Source organism: Lysinibacillus boronitolerans JCM 21713 = 10a = NBRC 103108 (genome assembly GCF_000772935.1).
GTDB lineage: Bacteria > Bacillota > Bacilli > Bacillales_A > Planococcaceae > Lysinibacillus > Lysinibacillus boronitolerans.
Genome location: NZ_JPVR01000070.1, coordinates 97,908 through 116,984, shown reverse-complemented (window position 1 = coordinate 116,984; position 19,077 = coordinate 97,908). Strand labels below are relative to the sequence as shown.

At 37.9% G+C, this 19,077-nt stretch carries 18 protein-coding genes; 7 read left to right on the top strand and 11 right to left on the bottom strand.

The genetic code is table 11. From position 1 onward, the window contains the following. Positions 1-73: 73 nt before the first annotated feature. From CD31_RS08880 to mutY, 4 genes are all read right to left on the bottom strand, one after another. A complete protein-coding gene (locus tag CD31_RS08880; protein ID WP_036076981.1) occupies positions 74-1,819 on the bottom strand; it encodes an ABC transporter ATP-binding protein in 1,746 nt (581 codons plus the stop codon). 179 nt (positions 1,820-1,998) lie between these two features. Next, the gene (gene ntdP / locus CD31_RS08875; RefSeq protein ID WP_016995055.1) at positions 1,999-2,550 is read right to left on the bottom strand and encodes a nucleoside tri-diphosphate phosphatase; all 552 of its coding nucleotides are present in this window, start codon (positions 2,548-2,550) and stop codon (positions 1,999-2,001) included. A gap of 318 nt (positions 2,551-2,868) precedes the next feature. Further along, positions 2,869-3,045: a gamma-type small acid-soluble spore protein gene (locus CD31_RS22960; protein WP_008173504.1), complete on the bottom strand. Its 177-nt coding sequence runs from the start codon at positions 3,043-3,045 to the stop codon at positions 2,869-2,871. A gap of 80 nt (positions 3,046-3,125) precedes the next feature. Next, entirely contained in the window at positions 3,126-4,175 is a 1,050-nt protein-coding gene (mutY, locus tag CD31_RS08870) for an A/G-specific adenine glycosylase (RefSeq protein ID WP_016995054.1), read from the bottom strand. Positions 4,176-4,375: 200 nt separating this feature from the next. Here mutY and CD31_RS08865 point away from each other — a divergent pair, with 200 nt between their 5' ends. Then, entirely contained in the window at positions 4,376-5,362 is a 987-nt protein-coding gene (locus CD31_RS08865; RefSeq protein WP_016995053.1) for a metal-dependent hydrolase, read from the top strand. A gap of 35 nt (positions 5,363-5,397) precedes the next feature. On the opposite strand, the gene CD31_RS08860 is transcribed toward CD31_RS08865, so the two are convergent. Genes CD31_RS08860 through recX form a run of 3 tightly spaced genes read right to left on the bottom strand, consistent with a single transcriptional unit; the run spans position 5,398 to position 6,797 of the window. After that, on the bottom strand, positions 5,398-5,667 hold the full coding sequence (locus tag CD31_RS08860; protein WP_036076979.1) for a YfhJ family protein: 270 nt from the start codon (positions 5,665-5,667) through the stop codon (positions 5,398-5,400). Then, entirely contained in the window at positions 5,668-5,997 is a 330-nt protein-coding gene (locus CD31_RS08855; RefSeq protein ID WP_036076977.1) for a YfhH family protein, read from the bottom strand. Then, the gene (gene recX, locus CD31_RS08850; protein ID WP_036076974.1) at positions 5,994-6,797 is read right to left on the bottom strand and encodes a recombination regulator RecX; all 804 of its coding nucleotides are present in this window, start codon (positions 6,795-6,797) and stop codon (positions 5,994-5,996) included. Before recX ends, CD31_RS08855 begins: the two co-directional genes overlap by 4 nt. A 205-nt stretch (positions 6,798-7,002) precedes the next feature. On the opposite strand from recX, the gene CD31_RS08845 reads away from it, so the two are divergent. From CD31_RS08845 to rlmD, 3 genes are all read left to right on the top strand, one after another. Then, positions 7,003-7,911, top strand: coding sequence for a TIGR01777 family oxidoreductase (locus CD31_RS08845; RefSeq protein ID WP_036076971.1), 909 nt, complete (start codon positions 7,003-7,005; stop codon positions 7,909-7,911). Between the two features lie 68 nt (positions 7,912-7,979). Beyond that, a complete protein-coding gene (locus CD31_RS08840) occupies positions 7,980-8,804 on the top strand; it encodes a polysaccharide deacetylase family protein (protein WP_016995377.1) in 825 nt (274 codons plus the stop codon). Between the two features lie 37 nt (positions 8,805-8,841). Next, positions 8,842-10,221: a 23S rRNA (uracil(1939)-C(5))-methyltransferase RlmD gene (gene rlmD / locus CD31_RS08835; protein ID WP_081977481.1), complete on the top strand. Its 1,380-nt coding sequence runs from the start codon at positions 8,842-8,844 to the stop codon at positions 10,219-10,221. 325 nt (positions 10,222-10,546) lie between these two features. Here the strand turns inward: rlmD and CD31_RS08830 are convergent, their stop codons facing one another. Both CD31_RS08830 and CD31_RS08825 read right to left on the bottom strand, forming a co-directional pair. Further along, positions 10,547-11,182 (bottom strand): hypothetical protein, encoded by a 636-nt coding sequence (locus tag CD31_RS08830; RefSeq protein WP_036076970.1) that lies wholly within the window; start codon positions 11,180-11,182, stop codon positions 10,547-10,549. Positions 11,183-11,420: 238 nt separating this feature from the next. Then, positions 11,421-12,605 (bottom strand): MFS transporter, encoded by a 1,185-nt coding sequence (locus CD31_RS08825; RefSeq protein WP_036076968.1) that lies wholly within the window; start codon positions 12,603-12,605, stop codon positions 11,421-11,423. Between the two features lie 373 nt (positions 12,606-12,978). Here CD31_RS08825 and CD31_RS08820 point away from each other — a divergent pair, with 373 nt between their 5' ends. Continuing rightward, complete coding sequence (locus tag CD31_RS08820) at positions 12,979-13,164, top strand: SE1561 family protein (RefSeq protein WP_016995373.1); 186 nt, start codon at positions 12,979-12,981, stop codon at positions 13,162-13,164. A 40-nt stretch (positions 13,165-13,204) separates the two neighbouring features. Here the strand turns inward: CD31_RS08820 and CD31_RS08815 are convergent, their stop codons facing one another. Beyond that, complete coding sequence (locus tag CD31_RS08815) at positions 13,205-14,005, bottom strand: YwqG family protein (protein WP_036076966.1); 801 nt, start codon at positions 14,003-14,005, stop codon at positions 13,205-13,207. A gap of 188 nt (positions 14,006-14,193) precedes the next feature. Here CD31_RS08815 and CD31_RS08810 point away from each other — a divergent pair, with 188 nt between their 5' ends. Both CD31_RS08810 and CD31_RS08805 read left to right on the top strand, forming a co-directional pair. After that, positions 14,194-15,732 (top strand): fumarate hydratase, encoded by a 1,539-nt coding sequence (locus CD31_RS08810; RefSeq protein ID WP_016995371.1) that lies wholly within the window; start codon positions 14,194-14,196, stop codon positions 15,730-15,732. A gap of 272 nt (positions 15,733-16,004) precedes the next feature. Beyond that, entirely contained in the window at positions 16,005-17,909 is a 1,905-nt protein-coding gene (locus CD31_RS08805) for a heavy metal translocating P-type ATPase (RefSeq protein WP_036076963.1), read from the top strand. A 246-nt stretch (positions 17,910-18,155) separates the two neighbouring features. Here the strand turns inward: CD31_RS08805 and CD31_RS08800 are convergent, their stop codons facing one another. Further along, on the bottom strand, positions 18,156-19,073 hold the full coding sequence (locus CD31_RS08800; RefSeq protein ID WP_016995369.1) for a YihY/virulence factor BrkB family protein: 918 nt from the start codon (positions 19,071-19,073) through the stop codon (positions 18,156-18,158). Positions 19,074-19,077: the final 4 nt, after the last annotated feature.

The following is a 19,077-nucleotide window of genomic DNA, read 5'->3' as shown; positions in this document are numbered from 1 at the left end:
AGCCTTCCATTTTCAAATAAATGAAAGACTTTTTTTGAAAAAAATTCTTAAACCGTGTAATTTACGGAAAATTTTAATCTAAATGCTGTACTTGGAATAAATTATAATAGGTCCCCTGACTGTCCATTAACTGTTCATGTGTTCCACTTTCGATTAATTGACCATGATCGATAACGAAAATCTTGTCAGCATGTGTAATTGTAGAAAGACGGTGCGCAATAATAATAGTTGTTCGTTCATGAGCTAGCTTGTCTAATGATTCTTGAATCAGTGCCTCACTTTCCAAATCTAATGCAGAAGTAGCCTCATCCAGGATTAGAATCGGTGGATTTTTTAAAAACACACGCGCAATAGCAACTCGTTGTTTTTGTCCGCCAGAGAGCTTTACTCCTCTTTCTCCAACCTTTGTGTCATAACCATTAGGTAGACTCATAATAAAGTCATGGGCATTTGCCGCTTTCGCTGCTTCGATGACTTGTGCATCTGTTGCATCTGGTCTCCCCATTAAGATATTCTCTTTGACAGAATCACTAAAAAGTATATTATCTTGCAGGACAATACCAATTTGAGATCGTAAGGAATGTAAAGTGACATCCCGTACATCGTTTCCATCAATGGTCACTTGCCCGCTTGTTGTATCGTAAAAGCGAGGAATTAGGCTGATAATCGTTGACTTACCACCACCACTCATCCCTACAAAGGCAACAGTCTCTCCAGGATTTATCGTTAAATCGATAGCATCTATAATAGGGGAGCCAGTTTCTTCATATTGGAAGGATACATTGTGAAAGCGAACCTGCCCATTTGCACGTGGGAGTTCACGAGCATAGTCCTTATCCTTCACTTCATAAGGCTCATCTATTAAATCGAACATTCGATCCATTGAAGCGATTGACTGCGTTAAAGTTGTGGAAGAGCTAACAAGTCGACGAAGTGGGCCATACAGACGTTCAATATAAGCAATAAAAGCAACCATTGTTCCAACTGAAAGTGACCCATTTATTACTTGATAGCCCGCATAGGCGATAACGAGCAATGGCGCTACATCTGTAATAGTATTCACGACAGCAAATGATTTTGCATTCCACTTTGTTTGATCAAGTGCTTTTTCTAAAAACTCACCGTTTGCTGAATCGAACAATTTTTGTTCATGCTTTTCTAAAGTAAAGCTTTTAATAATGCTCATACCAGCTACACGTTCATGTAAATAGCTTTGTACACCCGCAAGTGCTTGAGAACGTTTCCGTGTCAAATCTCTCAATTTGCCAAAAAAGTACTTCACACTGAAGGCATAAAATGGAAATGCGATCAATGCGACTAGCGTTAGCTTCACATCCATGGTTAACATAATGGCAATCGCAATTACAATCGTCGCCAGATCTAACCAAACATTCATTAACCCCGTCATGACAAAGGTTTTTGTTTGCTCAACATCATTAATTACCCTTGAAATAACATCACCTGCACGTGTATTGGCATAGTACCTTAAACTTAAACGCTGTAAATGTGCATAAATTTCCTTACGGATATCAAAAAGCACCTTGTTGCTTACGTGTTGTGCAAAATATTGTCGATAGTACTCAATAGGTGGACGAATAATAAAGAACACAATAATAGTTCCACCTAGCCAGTAAAATAATTCTTTTGTTTTTTCTACATCTGTTAAGTCATCTGCTGCAATAATGTCATCCAATACAATCTTAATGAGCAGTGGAATAAATAGTGGAATAGCAAATTTTACTATACCAATGATAATCGTTAAAATAATTTCCCATGTATATGGTTTAACAAAGCGCATATATCGCTTAATGCTTCCCAATTTATCATCACATCCTTACAAAAAGAAACAGACATTCGAAGATGAATGCCCTAAGTATTATAGCAATATTTTGATTAAAATACAGTTATAGTGACTTTATAGCGAACTATTTCGATTTTGCCTTTACAGCTCTCTGTTCCCCACCAATAAAAAACACCTATTAGTTAAACTAATAGGTGTCATGAACGATCATCTGACTGCATATCAAGCTGGAATTTGTAACGATTTGTCCAGACATCGATGAAATCGGGTGCAAAAGGTCCTCTTTTTTGTTGAATCCAGCTTATCAATTTATCGACATTGCGCTTTAAAATCTTATCTATGACATCAGGATAAGACATTTCCTTACGATGGAGCTCATATTCATCCTCGTCTAAAAGGGTATAAGACATGTCAGGAAAAACTTTAATATCTAAATCATAGTCGATATATTTAATGGCATTATTATCGAAAACAAATGGTGAGCTTAGATTGCAATAATAATACACACCGTCTTCACGTAGCATACAGATGATGTTAAACCAGTGTTCCGCATGGAAGTAGCAAATAGAGGGCTCTCTCGTTAGCCATGTACGACCATCGGATTCTGTCACAAGTGTCCGTTCATTTGCACCGATTACGATATTTTTCGTTCCTTTTAAAACCATCGTTTCTTGCCAAACACGGTGGATACGGCCATTGTGCTTATAACTATGTATTTGTATCGTTTCTCCTTCTACCGGTAATGCCATTTTGTTAGCCCACCTTTTCGTCTATGCTACCTAAATCTAGCAGTCTCTAGTATATTATAGCAATGTGTACGCGAAAGGTGTAGTTAGAAAACCACAAATTTCACTACGCTATTTTGAATTTGTATAAAATTTAGTCAATTATAAGCGAATTTTATTATAATGTCAGCTTTGATGGGATTTTTTAGTTAATTACTTAGAGGATTTCCTTTACAGCTGACGATTTACTTACCTAAACAATTTAAAAGGGGCTGTCTTTTTCATCTTTTCGGATTTAAGACAGCCCCTTAGAGGTAAATGCAATTATGCAGTTACAAAGTGTTACTCACCTAAATCTTGGTTAGTTTTTGAGAAACGACCAGAAGCTGGAGCTTTCTTTTGCTCTGCTTTCGCATTTTGCTTTTGCACTTCATTTACGTCTGTTTCATAACCAAATTCTTCACTTTGACGTTGCATGTTTTTATTCGGTTGGAAATTTTGGTTGTTTTGTTTTTTCATCCTTCATTCACCTCCACGCTAGTTATTGTGTACGGAGGTGATGACTTTTATGCTCATGATTTGATGATTTTAAGAAGGATTTATTTTCCTGCGGTTTGCTTTTTTACTTCATCCCAAATTTTTAGCATAGGAACAGGCATCGGTAATAATTCTATTTGCTCACGGCTTAGCCAATCACCTAGCTCAGTGGACTCGGATTTTATATAATAGCTATTTAAATGCCAAGTTAAATGTGAAAAAACATGTTTAAATGTAAGTAGCTCCTGTTTGGCCTGTGCATTGACTGTATATTCCTTTGTAAAGTTTTCTGCTGAAGATTGACTTGTATCAATCATTGGAAATTGCCATAGGTTAGCTAGCAGACCTTCCTCAGGACGTTGCTGCATTAAAAATTGACCTTTGTCATTTTCATATACGAGCACATCATATGTGAGATGCTTCATTTTTATCTTTTTTGATTTGACAGGTAATTTTTCTGGCTCTCCCTCATTAAAAGCGGTGCAATACTCTCTGACTGGGCATAATAAACATTTTGGAGAGGTAGGTGTACAAATAAGTGCACCTAGTTCCATTAAGCCTTGGTTAAACGATGAAGCATGATGAGGATCAATTAGTTCCTCAACCGCCACTTCAAAAATTTTCTTCGTTTTCGGAAGGGCTATATCATCATGTATATCAAGCACTCTACTTAGAACCCGCATAACATTACCGTCAACTGCATGTTCAGGCTTATTATAGGCAATACTTAAAATAGCGCCTGCAGTATAGGGACCAACACCTTTTAATTTAGATATTTCATGGCGATTGTCAGGTACTATACCGCCGTAATTTTCTAAAACCTCACGAGCACCTGCTTGTAAATTGCGAGCTCGGGAATAATAGCCAAGACCTTCCCAATGCTTTAATAAATATTCTTGGGGTGCTTCCGCAAGCAAATCTAATGTTGGAAAACTTTCCATAAAGCGATTGTAATAAGGAATAACTGTGTCGACACGTGTCTGTTGTAGCATCACTTCAGATACCCAAATTTTATAAGGGTCTGTTGTGTGTCTCCAAGGCAAATCACGCTTCTCTGTGTTAAACCAGTCAACTAATGATTGTCGAAATTCTGTTACATATGGGTAATTCACAGTGACCTCCGTTGTTTTTACGATTTAATTTATGATGAAAAGGGTATACAATAATGAAGTAAAGAATATTCGTGAAAGATCGACAATAATCGTCTCTTTCACATGAATGTCAAAATATTTCAATATACCTTTTATTATTTTTGAAATAAAGTTGTATGCACATTGTACTCGATTTTAATGCATACTAGGAGTGGATATTTTTGGATTCAGGTACACATTTCGTTATGGGTATTGCCCTTGGCGGTCTTGCATTAGCCGACCCTGTAGTAGCCGATCATTCAATGACTTTTACAGCAGTAATGGCAGGTACAATTATTGGCTCACAAGCTCCAGATGTTGACACTGTGTTAAAACTACGTAATAACGCCATCTATATTCGACATCATCGAGGAATTACACACTCACTACCAGCTGTAGCTATTTGGCCTATTTTAATTACCATTGTTTTATCACTAATTTTGCAAGACGTGAATGTGTTACATTTATGGCTTTGGACATTTTTAGCTGTGGCGCTTCATGTTTTTGTCGATATTTTTAACGCATATGGTACACAAGCAATTCGACCCTTCTCTCGAAAATGGGTTGCATTAGGTGTCATTAATACATTCGATCCCATAATCTTTTCCTTACATTGTGTCGGAATTGTGTTATGGGCATTTGGTACAAATCCAGTATGGACATTCAGTATCATGTATATCGTTATCGTGATTTACTATATTTTACGATTTGCCGTGCAAAAAGCAGTAAAAAATGCGGTGCATCATACCATTCAAGATGAAGAATATGTCATTGTAGCACCTACTATGCGCTTTTTTCACTGGCGAATCGCAGCCAAGTCCAAAACTCATTATTATGTTGGGCGTGCATATGGAAGGACTGTTAATATTTATGATAAATTCGAAATTAAGCCTTTGCCTAAAACGGCTCTTGTAGATGCTGCAATGAAAGATCCTAACTTAGCTGCATTTGTGTCCTTCTCCCCTATGTACCGATGGGAGATTTCAGAGCTTGAAAACGGCCTAATAGAAGTACGGTTAATCGATTTGCGTTACCGTAGTGACAATCGTTATCCTTTCGTGGCCGTAGCACATTTAAATGAGGCGAATGACATCATTACGTCTTACACAGGCTGGATCTTTACAGAAGATAAGCTCCAGAAAAAACTTCAAATTGGTGCAAGTAATTAAGCAGTAAACCCTGACCAATATTGGTCAGGGTTTTATTATTGTACCATATCATCACTAGCATCTAGTAAATGTATATATTTCGGATTACGCCCGGCAAATGCGTGTAGTTTATCACCGTAGCTAGCAATTAATTGACGAACAAGCTTTTCTGTATACTCTGCTCCACGATAATCATACCCTGCTTTCGCGGCAGTTGATTCAAAATCACTCCATAACAACTCTACCCAAACCTGCGCCCGTCCAACAGACATCTGAGGATTCTTTGCAAGTAACTCTGCTGTTAGTTTCTCAATTTTTTCATCCATTTATTTGCCCACCTTTACTGGAGAAAGGATAGATACTGGTAGTGCCTCTTGGTACTTGTCCCCGCCTAAACGGTGACCCCAAGCAAAGCGTCCCTTTAAATAATCTACTTGGAAAAACTCATTATCTGAACCATCAATACGATACATTTCTCCTGGAACGATCGTATCAAGATCCACTAAATAAGCCGCAGCCATTAAAGCTTTGCGTTCATAAACAGCAAATTCATTGATGATTCCTAGCTGTTCAGCCTTTCGAGCTTTCTCTTTTAGAAATGCAATTTCCTCTCGCAATTCATGTTCAGACATAGCTGCATAATTTTTTTCACTCATTCTTCATTCTCCTTCTCTTCTATAAAACGGTCTATTACTTCTATAGGAAACCCTTTTTGATAGAGCGCCTGTTTAACCTTCATCTTTAGCTCATAACCAGTATACTTCGATACGTACTTTTTCCAAACTTTTTCGCCTTGAGCATCGAGTAACTGCTGCCAGTTGTCATCATCCTGCCCTATCTCAACTTGGCTAAGCACCTCTTCCACTATCGAAAAAGCATAACCTTTTCTTAATAAGTAATCTTGAATTTTGGTCTTAATTTGTGTTGGCGTCCTCTTGCTCTCCGCACGAACAATTTTCTCAGCAAGTTGCTTAGCAAGTTTTACTTGTTCCTCAAAACTATAAGTAGCAAGCACCTCATCCTGCAAGTTTTTCTCAATGCCTTTTTTGATCAGGTCTTGTCTAATGGCTCTCGGCCCTTTTTTCATAGTGGCTTTCTTTGTATCAAGCAATGCCTTTGAATAGTTTTCATCATTAATAAAGCCATAGGATTTTAACTTTTGGATCGCCTCTAACACTACAGCTTCTCCAAATTCTAAGGCGAGTAGTTTTTTCTTAACCTCATGCTCACTTCGCATTTGATAAGATAAGAAGTTTAGCCCCTTATTAAATGCCTTACGTATCTCATCTTCATAGGCAATTTCTTGGATTTCAAATTCATCGAGCACCTTTCCCTTTGTTAAACCAAACTGAATAAGAATGGCTTCATCAACCGGAAAAGCATACTCTTCATTTAAATAGATATTGTAGCGTTCAGGATTGTTTTTTTGACGTGCAATTTTCGTGATCATACGCATAGCAAACACCTCACTATTGTCATTATAGCATTTCTTTATAGGGAATCTGACAATTAGCGCGGTTAATTCCCCTCTGTTTGCGGGTATTCTCTTCCCTTCCACGGGTAAACTTCCTGCTCGCAATGAATGCCTAAAGATGTTTACTTTCTGGTTACATGATAAACTTATTAGTAAGCTTTTTTATTCGAGAAAAGAGGTGCTTGTTATGAAAATTGTGATTGCAGGTGGTACTGGCTTTGTTGGAAAAGCTCTTATACAGCTATTGCAGGACAACGGACATGACCTTTTTGTCTTAACACGTCATAAGTCTAGGCTAGAAAACGGCGTTCACTATGTTCAATGGCTACAGCAGCAGGAGCAATCTTTGGAAATCTTTGAAGGTGTGGATGCCTTTGTGAATTTAGCAGGTGTTTCATTAAATAATGGTCGTTGGACAAAAAAGCAAAAGAAAGCAATCTATTGGAGCCGAATGAATGCCACATTGGAAATAGTACGAATAATGGACATGCTCACAATAAAGCCAAAAGTCCTTATCAATGCTAGTGCCGTTGGTATTTACCCAACTTCCACAGAAACCATCTATGATGAAGATTTTACGGATTACGCAACTGATTTTTTAGGCACCACAGTCCACGATTGGGAGCGACATGCGAAACGAGCAGAAGCATTAGGCATTCGTGTAGCACTTGCACGCTTTGGTGTCATCTTAGGTAGAAATGGTGGCGCACTTCCACCAATGCTATTGCCCTATCAAATGCATGTGGGTGGAACGATTGGCTCTGGAGAGCAGTGGCTTTCATGGGTACATATTGAAGATGTAGCACGTGCGATTTATTTCGCTATTACAAATGAAAATATACATGGTCCATTTAATATAACAGCACCGCATCCAATGAGAATGAAGGAATTTGGTCAAATGATTGCAAAAGTTATGGACAGACGTCATTGGCTAGCTGTTCCTAGCTTTGCGATGCGTTTAGCTCTCGGCGAACAAAGCAAACTTGTGTTAGAAGGACAACAAGTGCTACCAACCCTTTTAGAACAACAACATTTTATATTTAAATTCCCTTATTTAAAGCAAGCACTTGAAAATTTGTTAAAGACTCAAGATTAGAAAAAATTAAGTTGGATAATTTTTTTAGAAATTACGCATTCTAATGAAAAAGAAAGGATGCGTTTTTTATGTGGAAACAACATATTGTAGGCGCGGTAATTGCTACTTTTATTATTGCCGCAGGAATTAGCTTTAATCCATTTTTTGCTGCCGGTTCTGATGAACACCATTGGGGCTTTAAACGCGCTCAAAACGGAGAGCAGGCAGAAGCAGGCGCACAGCTCGATCAGTTACTCGACAAATATGGTGCGATTTATAAAGGGAAGGCAGATAAAAAAATTGCCTATTTAACATTTGATAATGGCTATGAAAACGGCTTTACTGAAAGTATCTTGGATACATTGAAAAAAGAAAATGTACCTGCAACTTTCTTTTTAACTGGCCATTACTTAGACAGTGCTAGCGATTTGGTGAAACGCATGGTGAAGGATGGTCATACTATCGGGAATCACTCATATGGACACCCTAATATGGCTCGACTTTCGCCGGATGGCATGCGTGCAGAATGGCAAAAGTTTGATGGCAAATTACGTGAATTGACAGGCATCGATCGTACAACATATGCTCGTCCACCTGAAGGTATTTTTAATGCAAAAGTGCTAGAAGTGGGCAATGCTGAAGGTTATCGCCATATTTTTTGGTCTGTGGCCTTTAAGGATTGGTTGAAAGATGAACGTCGTGGGGCAGATTATGCTTATAATGCACTTATGGAACAATTGCATCCTGGTGCTGTTATTTTAATGCATACAGTAGCACAGGATAACGCAGAAGCATTACCAATGTTTATTGCAGAAGCTAAAAAGCAAGGTTATACTTTCTTATCACTTGACGATTTAGTATTAGAATACGAAGATTTCCCTGTTGCTTTGCAATCGCCTGCTCCTTCGCTATAATGGGGAGATGACATTATAGAGCAGGGACGTGGAACGTTTGACGCAGCAAACAACAATGACCGTGGGACAAAAATTCCCACTAACAATAAAAAGGCTAGGTATTAATGGTGAAGGTGTAGGATTTTATAAACGCAATGTAGTATTTGTAAAAGGAGCTATTCCTGGAGAAGAGATCACAGCACAAGTAACAAAAACACAACGTAATTTTGCTGAAGCAGAGATTTTAGCCATTCGTAAAGCTTCAAAACATCGTCAGGAAGCACCTTGTCCAGTGTACAATGAGTGCGGCGGCTGCCAGCTTCAGCATATGACCTATGAAAAACAGCTAATAGAAAAGCGAGACATTGTTATACAAGCATTAGAGCGTTATGCCAAACCTTTACTCGAAACAATTGAAGTACGAAAAACTCTTGGTATGGATGATCCTTGGCATTATCGTAATAAAAGCCAATTCCAAGTGCGTAAAGAAGGCAAGCGTGTTTATGCGGGTTTATTCGCTGAAGGAAGTAATAAGCTATTAAACATTAATGATTGCCTCGTTCAGCACCCAATTACTTCCAAAATTACCGTCGCCACTCGAAAAATCTTGCAAAAGCTAAATATTACTATTTACGATGGTCGTACACTAGATGGTTTAGTGCGTACGATTGTTGTACGTACCGGGATTCGTACCGGTGAGACACAAGTTGTTCTTGTCACAACACGAAAAGAAATCCCTCATTTAGCTGAATTAATTTCACGTATTAAAAAAATTGATCCAAGTATTGTATCCATTGCACAAAATATTAACCGTGAAAAAACATCATTAATCTTCGGTGATGAAACCATTGTACTTGATGGCAAAGAAACAATTCATGAAGAGCTTGGCGAATTGGCTTTTGATTTATCTGCCCGCGCCTTCTTCCAACTAAATCCAACACAAACAGTTCATCTATATGATGAAATTAAAAAGGCTGCTGCTTTAACAGGAAAAGAAACAGTCGTTGATGCATACTGTGGCGTTGGCACAATTGGATTATGGTTAGCAGATAAAGCAAAGGAAGTTCGTGGAATGGATGTCATCCCTGAAAGCATTCAGGATGCCCGTAAAAATGCTCGCAACCATGGCTTCAAGCATACAAAATATGCGGTGGGTACAGCGGAAAGTGTCCTAGCAAAATGGCGCAAGGAAGGATTTACACCAGATGTAATTACGGTAGATCCGCCACGCACAGGACTAGCACCTGAGTTTATTCGAACAGTCCTTAAACTAAAACCTAAGCGTTTTGTTTATACCTCCTGTAACCCATCCACTTTGGCAAAGGACTTACAACAATTAGCGAAGCTTTATGACGTTGAGTATATTCAACCCGTCGATATGTTTGCACAGACTGCGCAAGTGGAATGCGTGGCAAAACTTGTTTTAAAAAACAAATGATATGAAAAGGACGTATCCCTTTGGAAACGTCCTTTTTCTAATGCACAGCACAAGCTGCCTGGTGGATGATGGATGGTCCAGAAAAGTCGATACCTTAACCAATAACCCAGGATTTAAATGACTATTAAATGTTAAATTTTCAGCTTTTATCTAAAGAACTTTAAAACGTAAGCTTTGTACTTTCACCTTTTACCTTTGAGCTTTCAAATCAGTTTAGTTGAAAGTTACATTGGAGTAAGGCATGTTTTACGTTTTAACTCGCACACATGCCTTGAAGCGCGAGCGACTTTTCGTTTTCCATTTTCGCTAGGCCATGCAAATTTTGTTAAACTTGTACTTCAATAAAGGTTGTGGCATTCGACTCTGATAAGACAGCGTCAACCTCTGATTCAAATTCTTCAATCCGATTGCTCAATTTCTCAATTTGTTGTTTAACATTTAGGGGATCAATGATTTCAAACTCATTTCTTTTCATAAATGTTTCGGTATGTAATTTGACTTCCTCTGGTGATTGTTTATCTTTATTGCCCAGTATGTTAATTAAATAGGTTTCCAGCTTTGCAGGTAACGCATCATTTTCTTTGGCAACTGTATTAATAGCTGAACGATGCTGATGTTGTATAACTTCTAGCAAATTCTTTTCGTATTGAATGGATTGTTTCCGTTCAATTGCCTCTGCTACAGTCATTTCCTCTTTGCCCACCATCACCTTTGTGTTTGCATTGGACTGCACAACTAACGCTTTTATTTTATTTCGATAGGAAATTAAACCTACCACTTTATCATAAGATGCTTGCATTTGTTTTTCATATTCAGGAATGTCTACACCATTAATTTTACGATTGCTTTTTCGATTAGCTACGACTGCGCTAACCTCATTTGTTGCTGCTTCAATTCGTAGAGTCAGCATTTTTAATTCTGTTAAAGCACGGTGGATAGATAGTTTTTTCATTTCTGTCATGATAAAAACCTCCTTTTTAAGCAAGTGTTCTTTTATTATAAATAGAAGGATTGATAATGTCCAAAAATCTCCATTTTCTTTTTTATTGCTTTCATTAGAACATGTCTGTATAATAACTTTCTAGGTGCCAAACCTATGTAACATGGACGGAACATCCTTGTTACGCAAAAAACGCCATAACAGCACGGATTTGCTGGGCGTTTTTTGTTTTTTGAGCGGGAGATGAGCCCCGCTCTTTTTATTTTGCCATCGTTGGTTGTTGATGCTTGCGGCGTCCAAATATAAATAAAACGATTGCAACGGCTAGCAAAAGCATAGCCACAAGTAAAAGGAAGCTATAATTTTTTACATATTCTAAATAAACTCCACCTAAAAATGGACCTGTTAAGCTACCAATACTTAGAGCAATTCCGCAAAGTAAATTCCCCGTAGGCAGTAGCTCCTTTGGCGTCAAATCAGCCATAAATGTAATCCCTAAAGAAAACATCGAGCCAACCAGTGTACCCGTTAAGAAAAATGCGACAGCTACAGCGAATTGTGAATGCTCTAAAAAGCTTGCAATCGCAAAAATAATTGCGCCACCAAATGAACCAATCATCAAAATATTTCTTCTCCCTACTTTATCTCCTAGTGCACCGAGCGGCACTTGCGTTAAAATACCACCAAATGTAAACACAGATAAAATGATAGGAATCATGCCGACTTCAAAGCCCTTGCGTAATGCATAGACAGGAAACAAGGCATTTAGTGAAGACTCCAGAAAACCATAAACAAATGGACCTAAAAAGGCAATCCACCCAAATAAAATAGCCATTTTATACCGTTGCCATCCTCTGGCATTTAAATCACCTGTTAAACGCTCAGGCTTTTCATTTTGTAAGAGAAATACAAAGGACCATGCAAAGAGGCACATTATTGAAGATACGTTAAACGGTAGCGCTTCAGCAATTTCAATGAGCTTCACCATAAGTGGCCCAACAGCAAAACCTATGCTAAATGATAAGCCATAAATGGCCATCCCCTTCCCTAAGCTTTTATGATCTGCTGTACTTGTAATCCATGTTTGAGTGGCATAATGCAAGGCATGATCGCCTACACCAATTAATAAACGAAGGACAAACCAAAAGGTCACACTTTTCCATAAAGGAAATGTAAGTAAAGACGCAAAAACTAGTGCTCCACCAATTAAAATAATCGGTTTATAGCCCCATCTGCGTAAGGGCTGCTCGATAAATGGTGAAATTAGTAATGTCCCTATGTATAAGCCAGTTGCATTCAAGCCATTCAATGCAGAGGATACCCCATCTCGTTCAAATATTATCGAAATAAGCGGTAAAAGCATCCCTTGAGAAAAGCCTGATATGGATACAATTAATACTAGAATGGTAAATCTTTTTTTGCTGTAATCTGAGAAGTACGTCATTTTTTCCTCCAATATCAAGTCATTCTTCCAAAGAACAGCATACCAAAAAGCCTTAGCGCTCACCACATGTGATTTTACGCTAAGGCTTAACTAATACTTATCCTCATTTAATTGTATAAACACGAATTTCGGCTTTTGAATATTACCGATTACTTGTTTAAACTCCCTCCTTTTCGAGTTAGCGTTGGCAAATGACTTTTTTTCAATCAGCTCCTTTACTTTATCTTAAAACAACTTTAACATACATCCTCAATATTGTAAATATTCTGTCTATTGTTTTTTAAAATTAATCTCTTAGTCCTAGGTGTTTACCTAAACATTGAAATTTAAGCTCAAATCCGCTACGATGAAAGGGATGAAATGAGGTGTACGAATGTCAAAGCCAATCACTGATAAAGAGCAACAAGTAACCTATTTAAAAGAGCGTCTAGAGATGTTTTTAGAAGTATTAGATGCCCTTGATCCTGAAACAGCTGAGTTAGAAGATATTGATCGCTTAATCCAAATGATGGATGATTTAGAGGACAAAATGGAGCAATTTCATGCTCGTGAACAATAATGAATAAAAAACAAGCGAGCATCGTGTGCTCGCTTGTTTTTTAATGACAATCCCAATTATAAAGTACCTTGCTAAAATCTTTATTCATTAACTCTTCCTCTGTGATAAAGAAATTGCCAACGCCACAATCGCCCCAAAGAATATTGTCGCCGACACTATCAATCTGTAACAGCATAATGATTGAATCTTTATAATCTCCATAAGCTCGAGGATCCTCTTGCGTAAAGAATGGATACCCTCCAATTTTATGTCCATCACCAGTCATAGCATCATAGAAGCTGTCTTCTAATGCTTCATCATTCTCCAAAGCTGTTAAGATGCTAGCGTACTTGTCGTTGCTTCTAAAATCATCAATCGACATTGGTTCAACGCCTGTAGTAAAGGATAATGCCATTTCACGCTCAACAGGAAAATATAGTTCCTCATCATCTATTTCTATAAAAGAAAAATCTTGAATAAGCTGTGCTTCATCTTGCGTAACTTGTTCATGAAATATTACACGAAAGCCTTCTTGATTTTGCCCATTATCAAAATCCATTCCTAAAACATCGTCATAACCATCAATATAAAATTGCAGTATCCCCTCTTTTGGGAAATTGGATAAATGCTTTGGAACCTCTGCAAAGTTAATTTGAGCTAATAGCTTTAACGGTTGTCCCTTTTTGTTTTTCGGATAGTCCATTGCCAACGGGAAATAAGGATCTCCTGCAAACTTACTTTGAAATAAAGTTGTTTTACTTATCTCCGTATCAACCAATACTACAGGCTTCAATGTTCCTTCTATTAAAGGTCTATATTGTTCGAAAGCTTCTGGTAATTCAAGTAAAGTTTTAGCAGTCATGCAAGTTCCTCCTAATAATGGATTTATTCTATTTTAGAACAAACGTTCTGTAAAATCAATACCCCTCTTCCATACTATTAAAATATGCTTTAATTTAGGGCTCTTAGATAACGGCTCTTTTTTTCATTAGTTGAAAAGAGTATAATGTAACGTGGAAATAATCAATTTTTCTATGGGGGGCAATACCAATGAATCTACAAACTTTGGAGAAGAGTCTTTACGATTTAATTACTGAAACATCTACAAATCTACCTAAGGATGTACGTCGTGCTATTAAAAAAGCAAAAGAAGCTGAGAATGCTGGTACTCGTGCAGCAATGAGCTTAGACACAATCGCAAATAATATTATTATGGCAGAAGATAACGTGTCACCAATTTGTCAGGATACAGGACTACCAACTTTCAAAATTTATACTCCTGTTGGCGTAAACCAATTAGAAATTAAAGCTGCAATCAAAAAAGCAATCAACGATACAACTGCAGATGCTAAATTACGTCCGAATGCGGTGGATTCATTATCTGGTGCAAACAGTGGTAATAATCTTGGTGATGGTCTGCCAGTGATGAAATTTGAACAATGGGAAAAAGATTACATTACAATTAAGTTAATTCTAAAAGGTGGCGGCTGTGAAAATAAAAACATTCAATACAGTCTACCATGCGAATTAGAAGGTCTTGGTCGTGCAGGACGTGACTTAGATGGTATTCGTAAATGTATTTTACACTCCGTATACCAAGCACAAGGTCAAGGCTGTTCTGCTGGTTTCATTGGTGTAGGTATTGGTGGAGACCGTTCTTCTGGCTATGATTTAGCAAAAGAGCAATTATTCCGTCATGTTGAAGATACAAATCCAAATGCAGATCTTGCAAAATTAGAAGAGTATGTTGTTAAAACAGCTAACACATTTGGTATCGGTACAATGGGCTTCGGTGGTGAAGCAACATTATTAGGCTGTAAAATTGGCGTCATGCACCGTATTCCAGCTTCTTTCTATGTATCAGTAGCATATAATTGTTGGGCTTACCGTCGCATGGCTGTGGACATCGATCCTCAAACTGGCGAAATTTTGAATTGGCACTACCAAGAAGGTGAAAAAATTACCTTCAAAGAGAATGAAGTAGCTGCTACAACAGAAGATACAACTACAGATGTAGTAGAACTTACTGCGCCAATTACTGAAGAACAAATTCGTTCATTAAAAGTTGGCGATGTTGTTTCTATTACTGGTCGTATGTATACTGGTCGTGACGCCATCCACCACCATTTAATGAGCCACGATGCACCAGTTGACTTAAATGGACAAGTTATTTATCACTGTGGACCTGTAATGGCTAAGGATGAAGAAGGCAATTGGACAGTAAAAGCGGCTGGTCCAACTACTTCAATTCGTGAGGAGCCTTATCAAGGCGATATCATGAAAAAATTCGGTATCCGTGCTGTTATTGGTAAAGGTGGAATGGGACCAAAAACATTAAAAGCGCTTAATGAGCATGGTGGCGTTTACTTGAATGCAATCGGTGGAGCAGCACAATACTATGCGGACTGTATTAAAGGCGTTGATGGTGTTGATTTAATGGAATTTGGTATTCCTGAAGCTATGTGGCACTTAAATGTTGAAAACTTTACAGCAGTTGTAACAATGGATTCACATGGTAACTCACTACATGCAGATGTGGATAAATCATCATTAGAAAAACTTGCTTTGCATGCAGAAAGAGTTTTCTAATTAAATAGTAAGTAGCGGTAACTCGTTTTATTGCACAATTTTGTAAGGCACAGAATATTCCTAGTGAATAAACTGTGCCTTTTTCAATTTACAATCTTTGTCTAATTGTTTAAAATTCATCAAACTTCCTACTTTATTTTTATAAATTCCTTTGTTATAATAATTCTAAATAAAACAGATGGTAATTGAAATCCATTTTCAATTGAATAGCTCGAAATAATGTTATTTTATAAAGGTTTTGATATTGATTTTCATTATCAGGAGGGATATAGATGGAATACTCTAATCGAGAAAACATAAACTTAATTGAGAAAATAAAAGAACATGCAGAATTAATCGCTGCATTAATGGCTGGAATTTTCATCTTACTTGCATGGCGTTTAGACTCAAGTGGACAAACAACAGCTTCTGTTCTATTATATTTAATTGCCTTTTGTGTAGGTGGTTTCGCTAAAGCAAAAGAAGGCATTGAAGAAACCATAGAAGAGCGAAAGTTAAATGTTGAGCTATTAATGGTATTAGCAGCAATTGGCTCAGCAGCAATTGGCTATTGGACTGAGGGTGCCATCCTAATATTTATTTTTGCAGTAAGTGGTGCACTTGAAACATATGCGATGAATAAAAGTCATCGTGAAATTTCAGCCCTTATGAATTTACAGCCAGAAGAAGCATGGTTAGTGCGTGGTGGATTTGAGCCGATGAAGGTGTCCGTTTCCACATTACAAATCGGGGATCATTTATTGATTAAACCTGGTGAACGCATTCCTGCAGATGGAATTATTTTCAAGGGCCAATCTTCCATTGATGAATCAGCTATAAGCGGGGAGCCCCTGCCTATCTCAAAAGGTGAAGGTGACGAAGTATTTGCAGGCACAGTAAACTTAAATGGTGCTATTACAATGGAAATGACAAAGGCGAATTCAGAGACACTTTTCCAAAAAATTATACAGCTCGTCCAAAGTGCTCAAAGTGAAAAATCTCCCTCTCAGCAATTCATTGAAAAATTTGAAGGGACTTATGTAAAATTTGTTTTACTTGGTGTTGCCGTCATGATGTTTCTTCCCCACTTCTTGCTCGGCTGGGACTGGACAACAACCTTTTACCGAGCAATGGTGTTATTAGTAGTTGCTTCTCCTTGTGCACTCGTTGCGTCTATTATGCCTGCAACACTTGCTACGATATCAAATGGTGCAAAAAATGGTGTGCTATTTAAAGGTGGTTTACACTTAGAGCATCTTAGTGTATTACGTGCATTGGCTGTCGATAAAACAGGTACTTTAACTCAAGGAAAACCAGTTGTGACAGATTTTATTGTTCGTGATGGCGTAGAACGTGATACGGCTTTAGCAATTCTCGCAGGAATTGAATCTCAATCCAATCATCCCCTTGCCCAAGCTATTACCTCATATGCTAAGGCTGAAGGAATCGACGTATTGCCACAGGCAACAATTGAAGATATTCCAGGCTGGGGTATTAAAGGAACGATTCAAAACAAGGAGTATCAAGTAGGCAAACCAGAGTTTGTTGATGCGCAACTTGCCAACAATTTTGCAAATAGTGCTGTAACTAGACTTGCAGCAGAAGGAAAAACAGTTATATTCATTCGCGACCAACAAGGAATTGTTGCATTAACAGCGCTAAAAGATACTGTACGCAATGAAGCTAAGAAAGCTATAACACTATTAAAAGAACTTGGTATTCAAGTGGTGATGCTTACAGGCGATAACGAAAAAACAGCCAAAGCAATTGCTCAGGAAGCTGGCGTTACGGAATATGTTGCGGAGTGTCTGCCCGAAACAAAGGTAACTGAAATGAAACGATTACTTACCCAACATCAATTCGTAGGTATGGTCGGCGATGGTATTAATGATGCCCCTGCACTGGCTACTGCAACTACTGGCATTGCTATGGGTGAAGGCACAGATGTTGCGCTTGAAACAGCGGATGTTGTGCTGATGAAAAACGACTTATCAAAAATTGCCTATGCTGTTCGTTTATCACGTAAAATGCAACGTATTGTGAAACAAAATATTTTCTTCTCTATCGGGGTAATTGTCTTATTAATCGCCTCTAACTTTTTACAAGTAGTCGACTTGCCTTTAGGCGTAATCGGACATGAAGGTAGTACAATTCTAGTTATTCTAAATGGTTTACGTATGCTCAATAAAAATGTTTAACATCAATCAAGCCTCAGCGTAATTACGTCCAGATTGTTTTCAAGCTTGCTTGAAAGCTCCTCTTCAAAATCTGTGACATCCGCTGGGGCTTTTATCTTGTTTCAGGCGTTTTCTGGACACCCATTGAACAATTGGTGCATTTACCTCACCACTTATAGAGGTGGACGTTTTCAGCTGAATCAAGATAAAATAGCCTCGCTACTCATTATGAGTATAGCGAGGCTTTTGCAAAAGCTTATTATTTCCTTATCGACGAATTTCCTTTTGAAGCGCTCTTTTCTGCATTGTAGCGTTTAATACGCCACCAAAGATTAAAATGATTCCCGTAAAGTATAGCCAGAGCATTAAAATAATGACGCCACCAATACTACCATATGTAGCAGAATAATTTGCAAAATTATTAATATAAAAAGAGAAACCATATGTGACTGCTAACCAAGCAAGTGTGGCAAATAGCGCCCCTGGCCATACGCCCATTATTTTCAAACGTGGACTTGTATTTGGCACAAACCAGTAGATGCCCATTAATACGATAAAAATCAATAATGGCGGTATTGACCATCTTAATCTATGCCAAACTGATTCAAACTGCTCCTCTATTCCGACGATTGAGAAGAGGAAATGGCCAATTTGCTGACCAAAGACTGGCAATAAGAGAGCAACGGCAATAACAATAACGAGGGCGATTGTAAAAACTAGTGATAAGCCCCTATCTAATATACCTGCTCTCCCTTCTGTATCATAGGCTTTATTTAAGGCACGAATTAGTGCATTAATGCCTTTAGATGCAGACCAAATTGTACCTAAAACCCCAATGGAAAGTAAACTACTGTTTCGATTTGTTAAAATCTCATTCAGTGTATTTTCAATAAGCTTATACACTTCATCTGGTAATATATTCACTAAAAATGAATAGACCTGAGTTGTTTGCAAGTTAAGATATGGTAGTAGTGTTACCAAGAAAATAAGTAAGGGGAAGAACGATAGTAAAAAGAAATAAGCCAATTGTGCAGCAAGCGCAGATATTTCAACTCGCTTGAGTCGACCTATTAAATCTTGGATAAAGCCCTTGGATGTCATAATATCAATCGCTCCCTCATCTGGAGAGACAAACGTTTTTACAAATCCAAAAGTATTATGCAATGTTGCTTTTTTCTTTTCCATACAA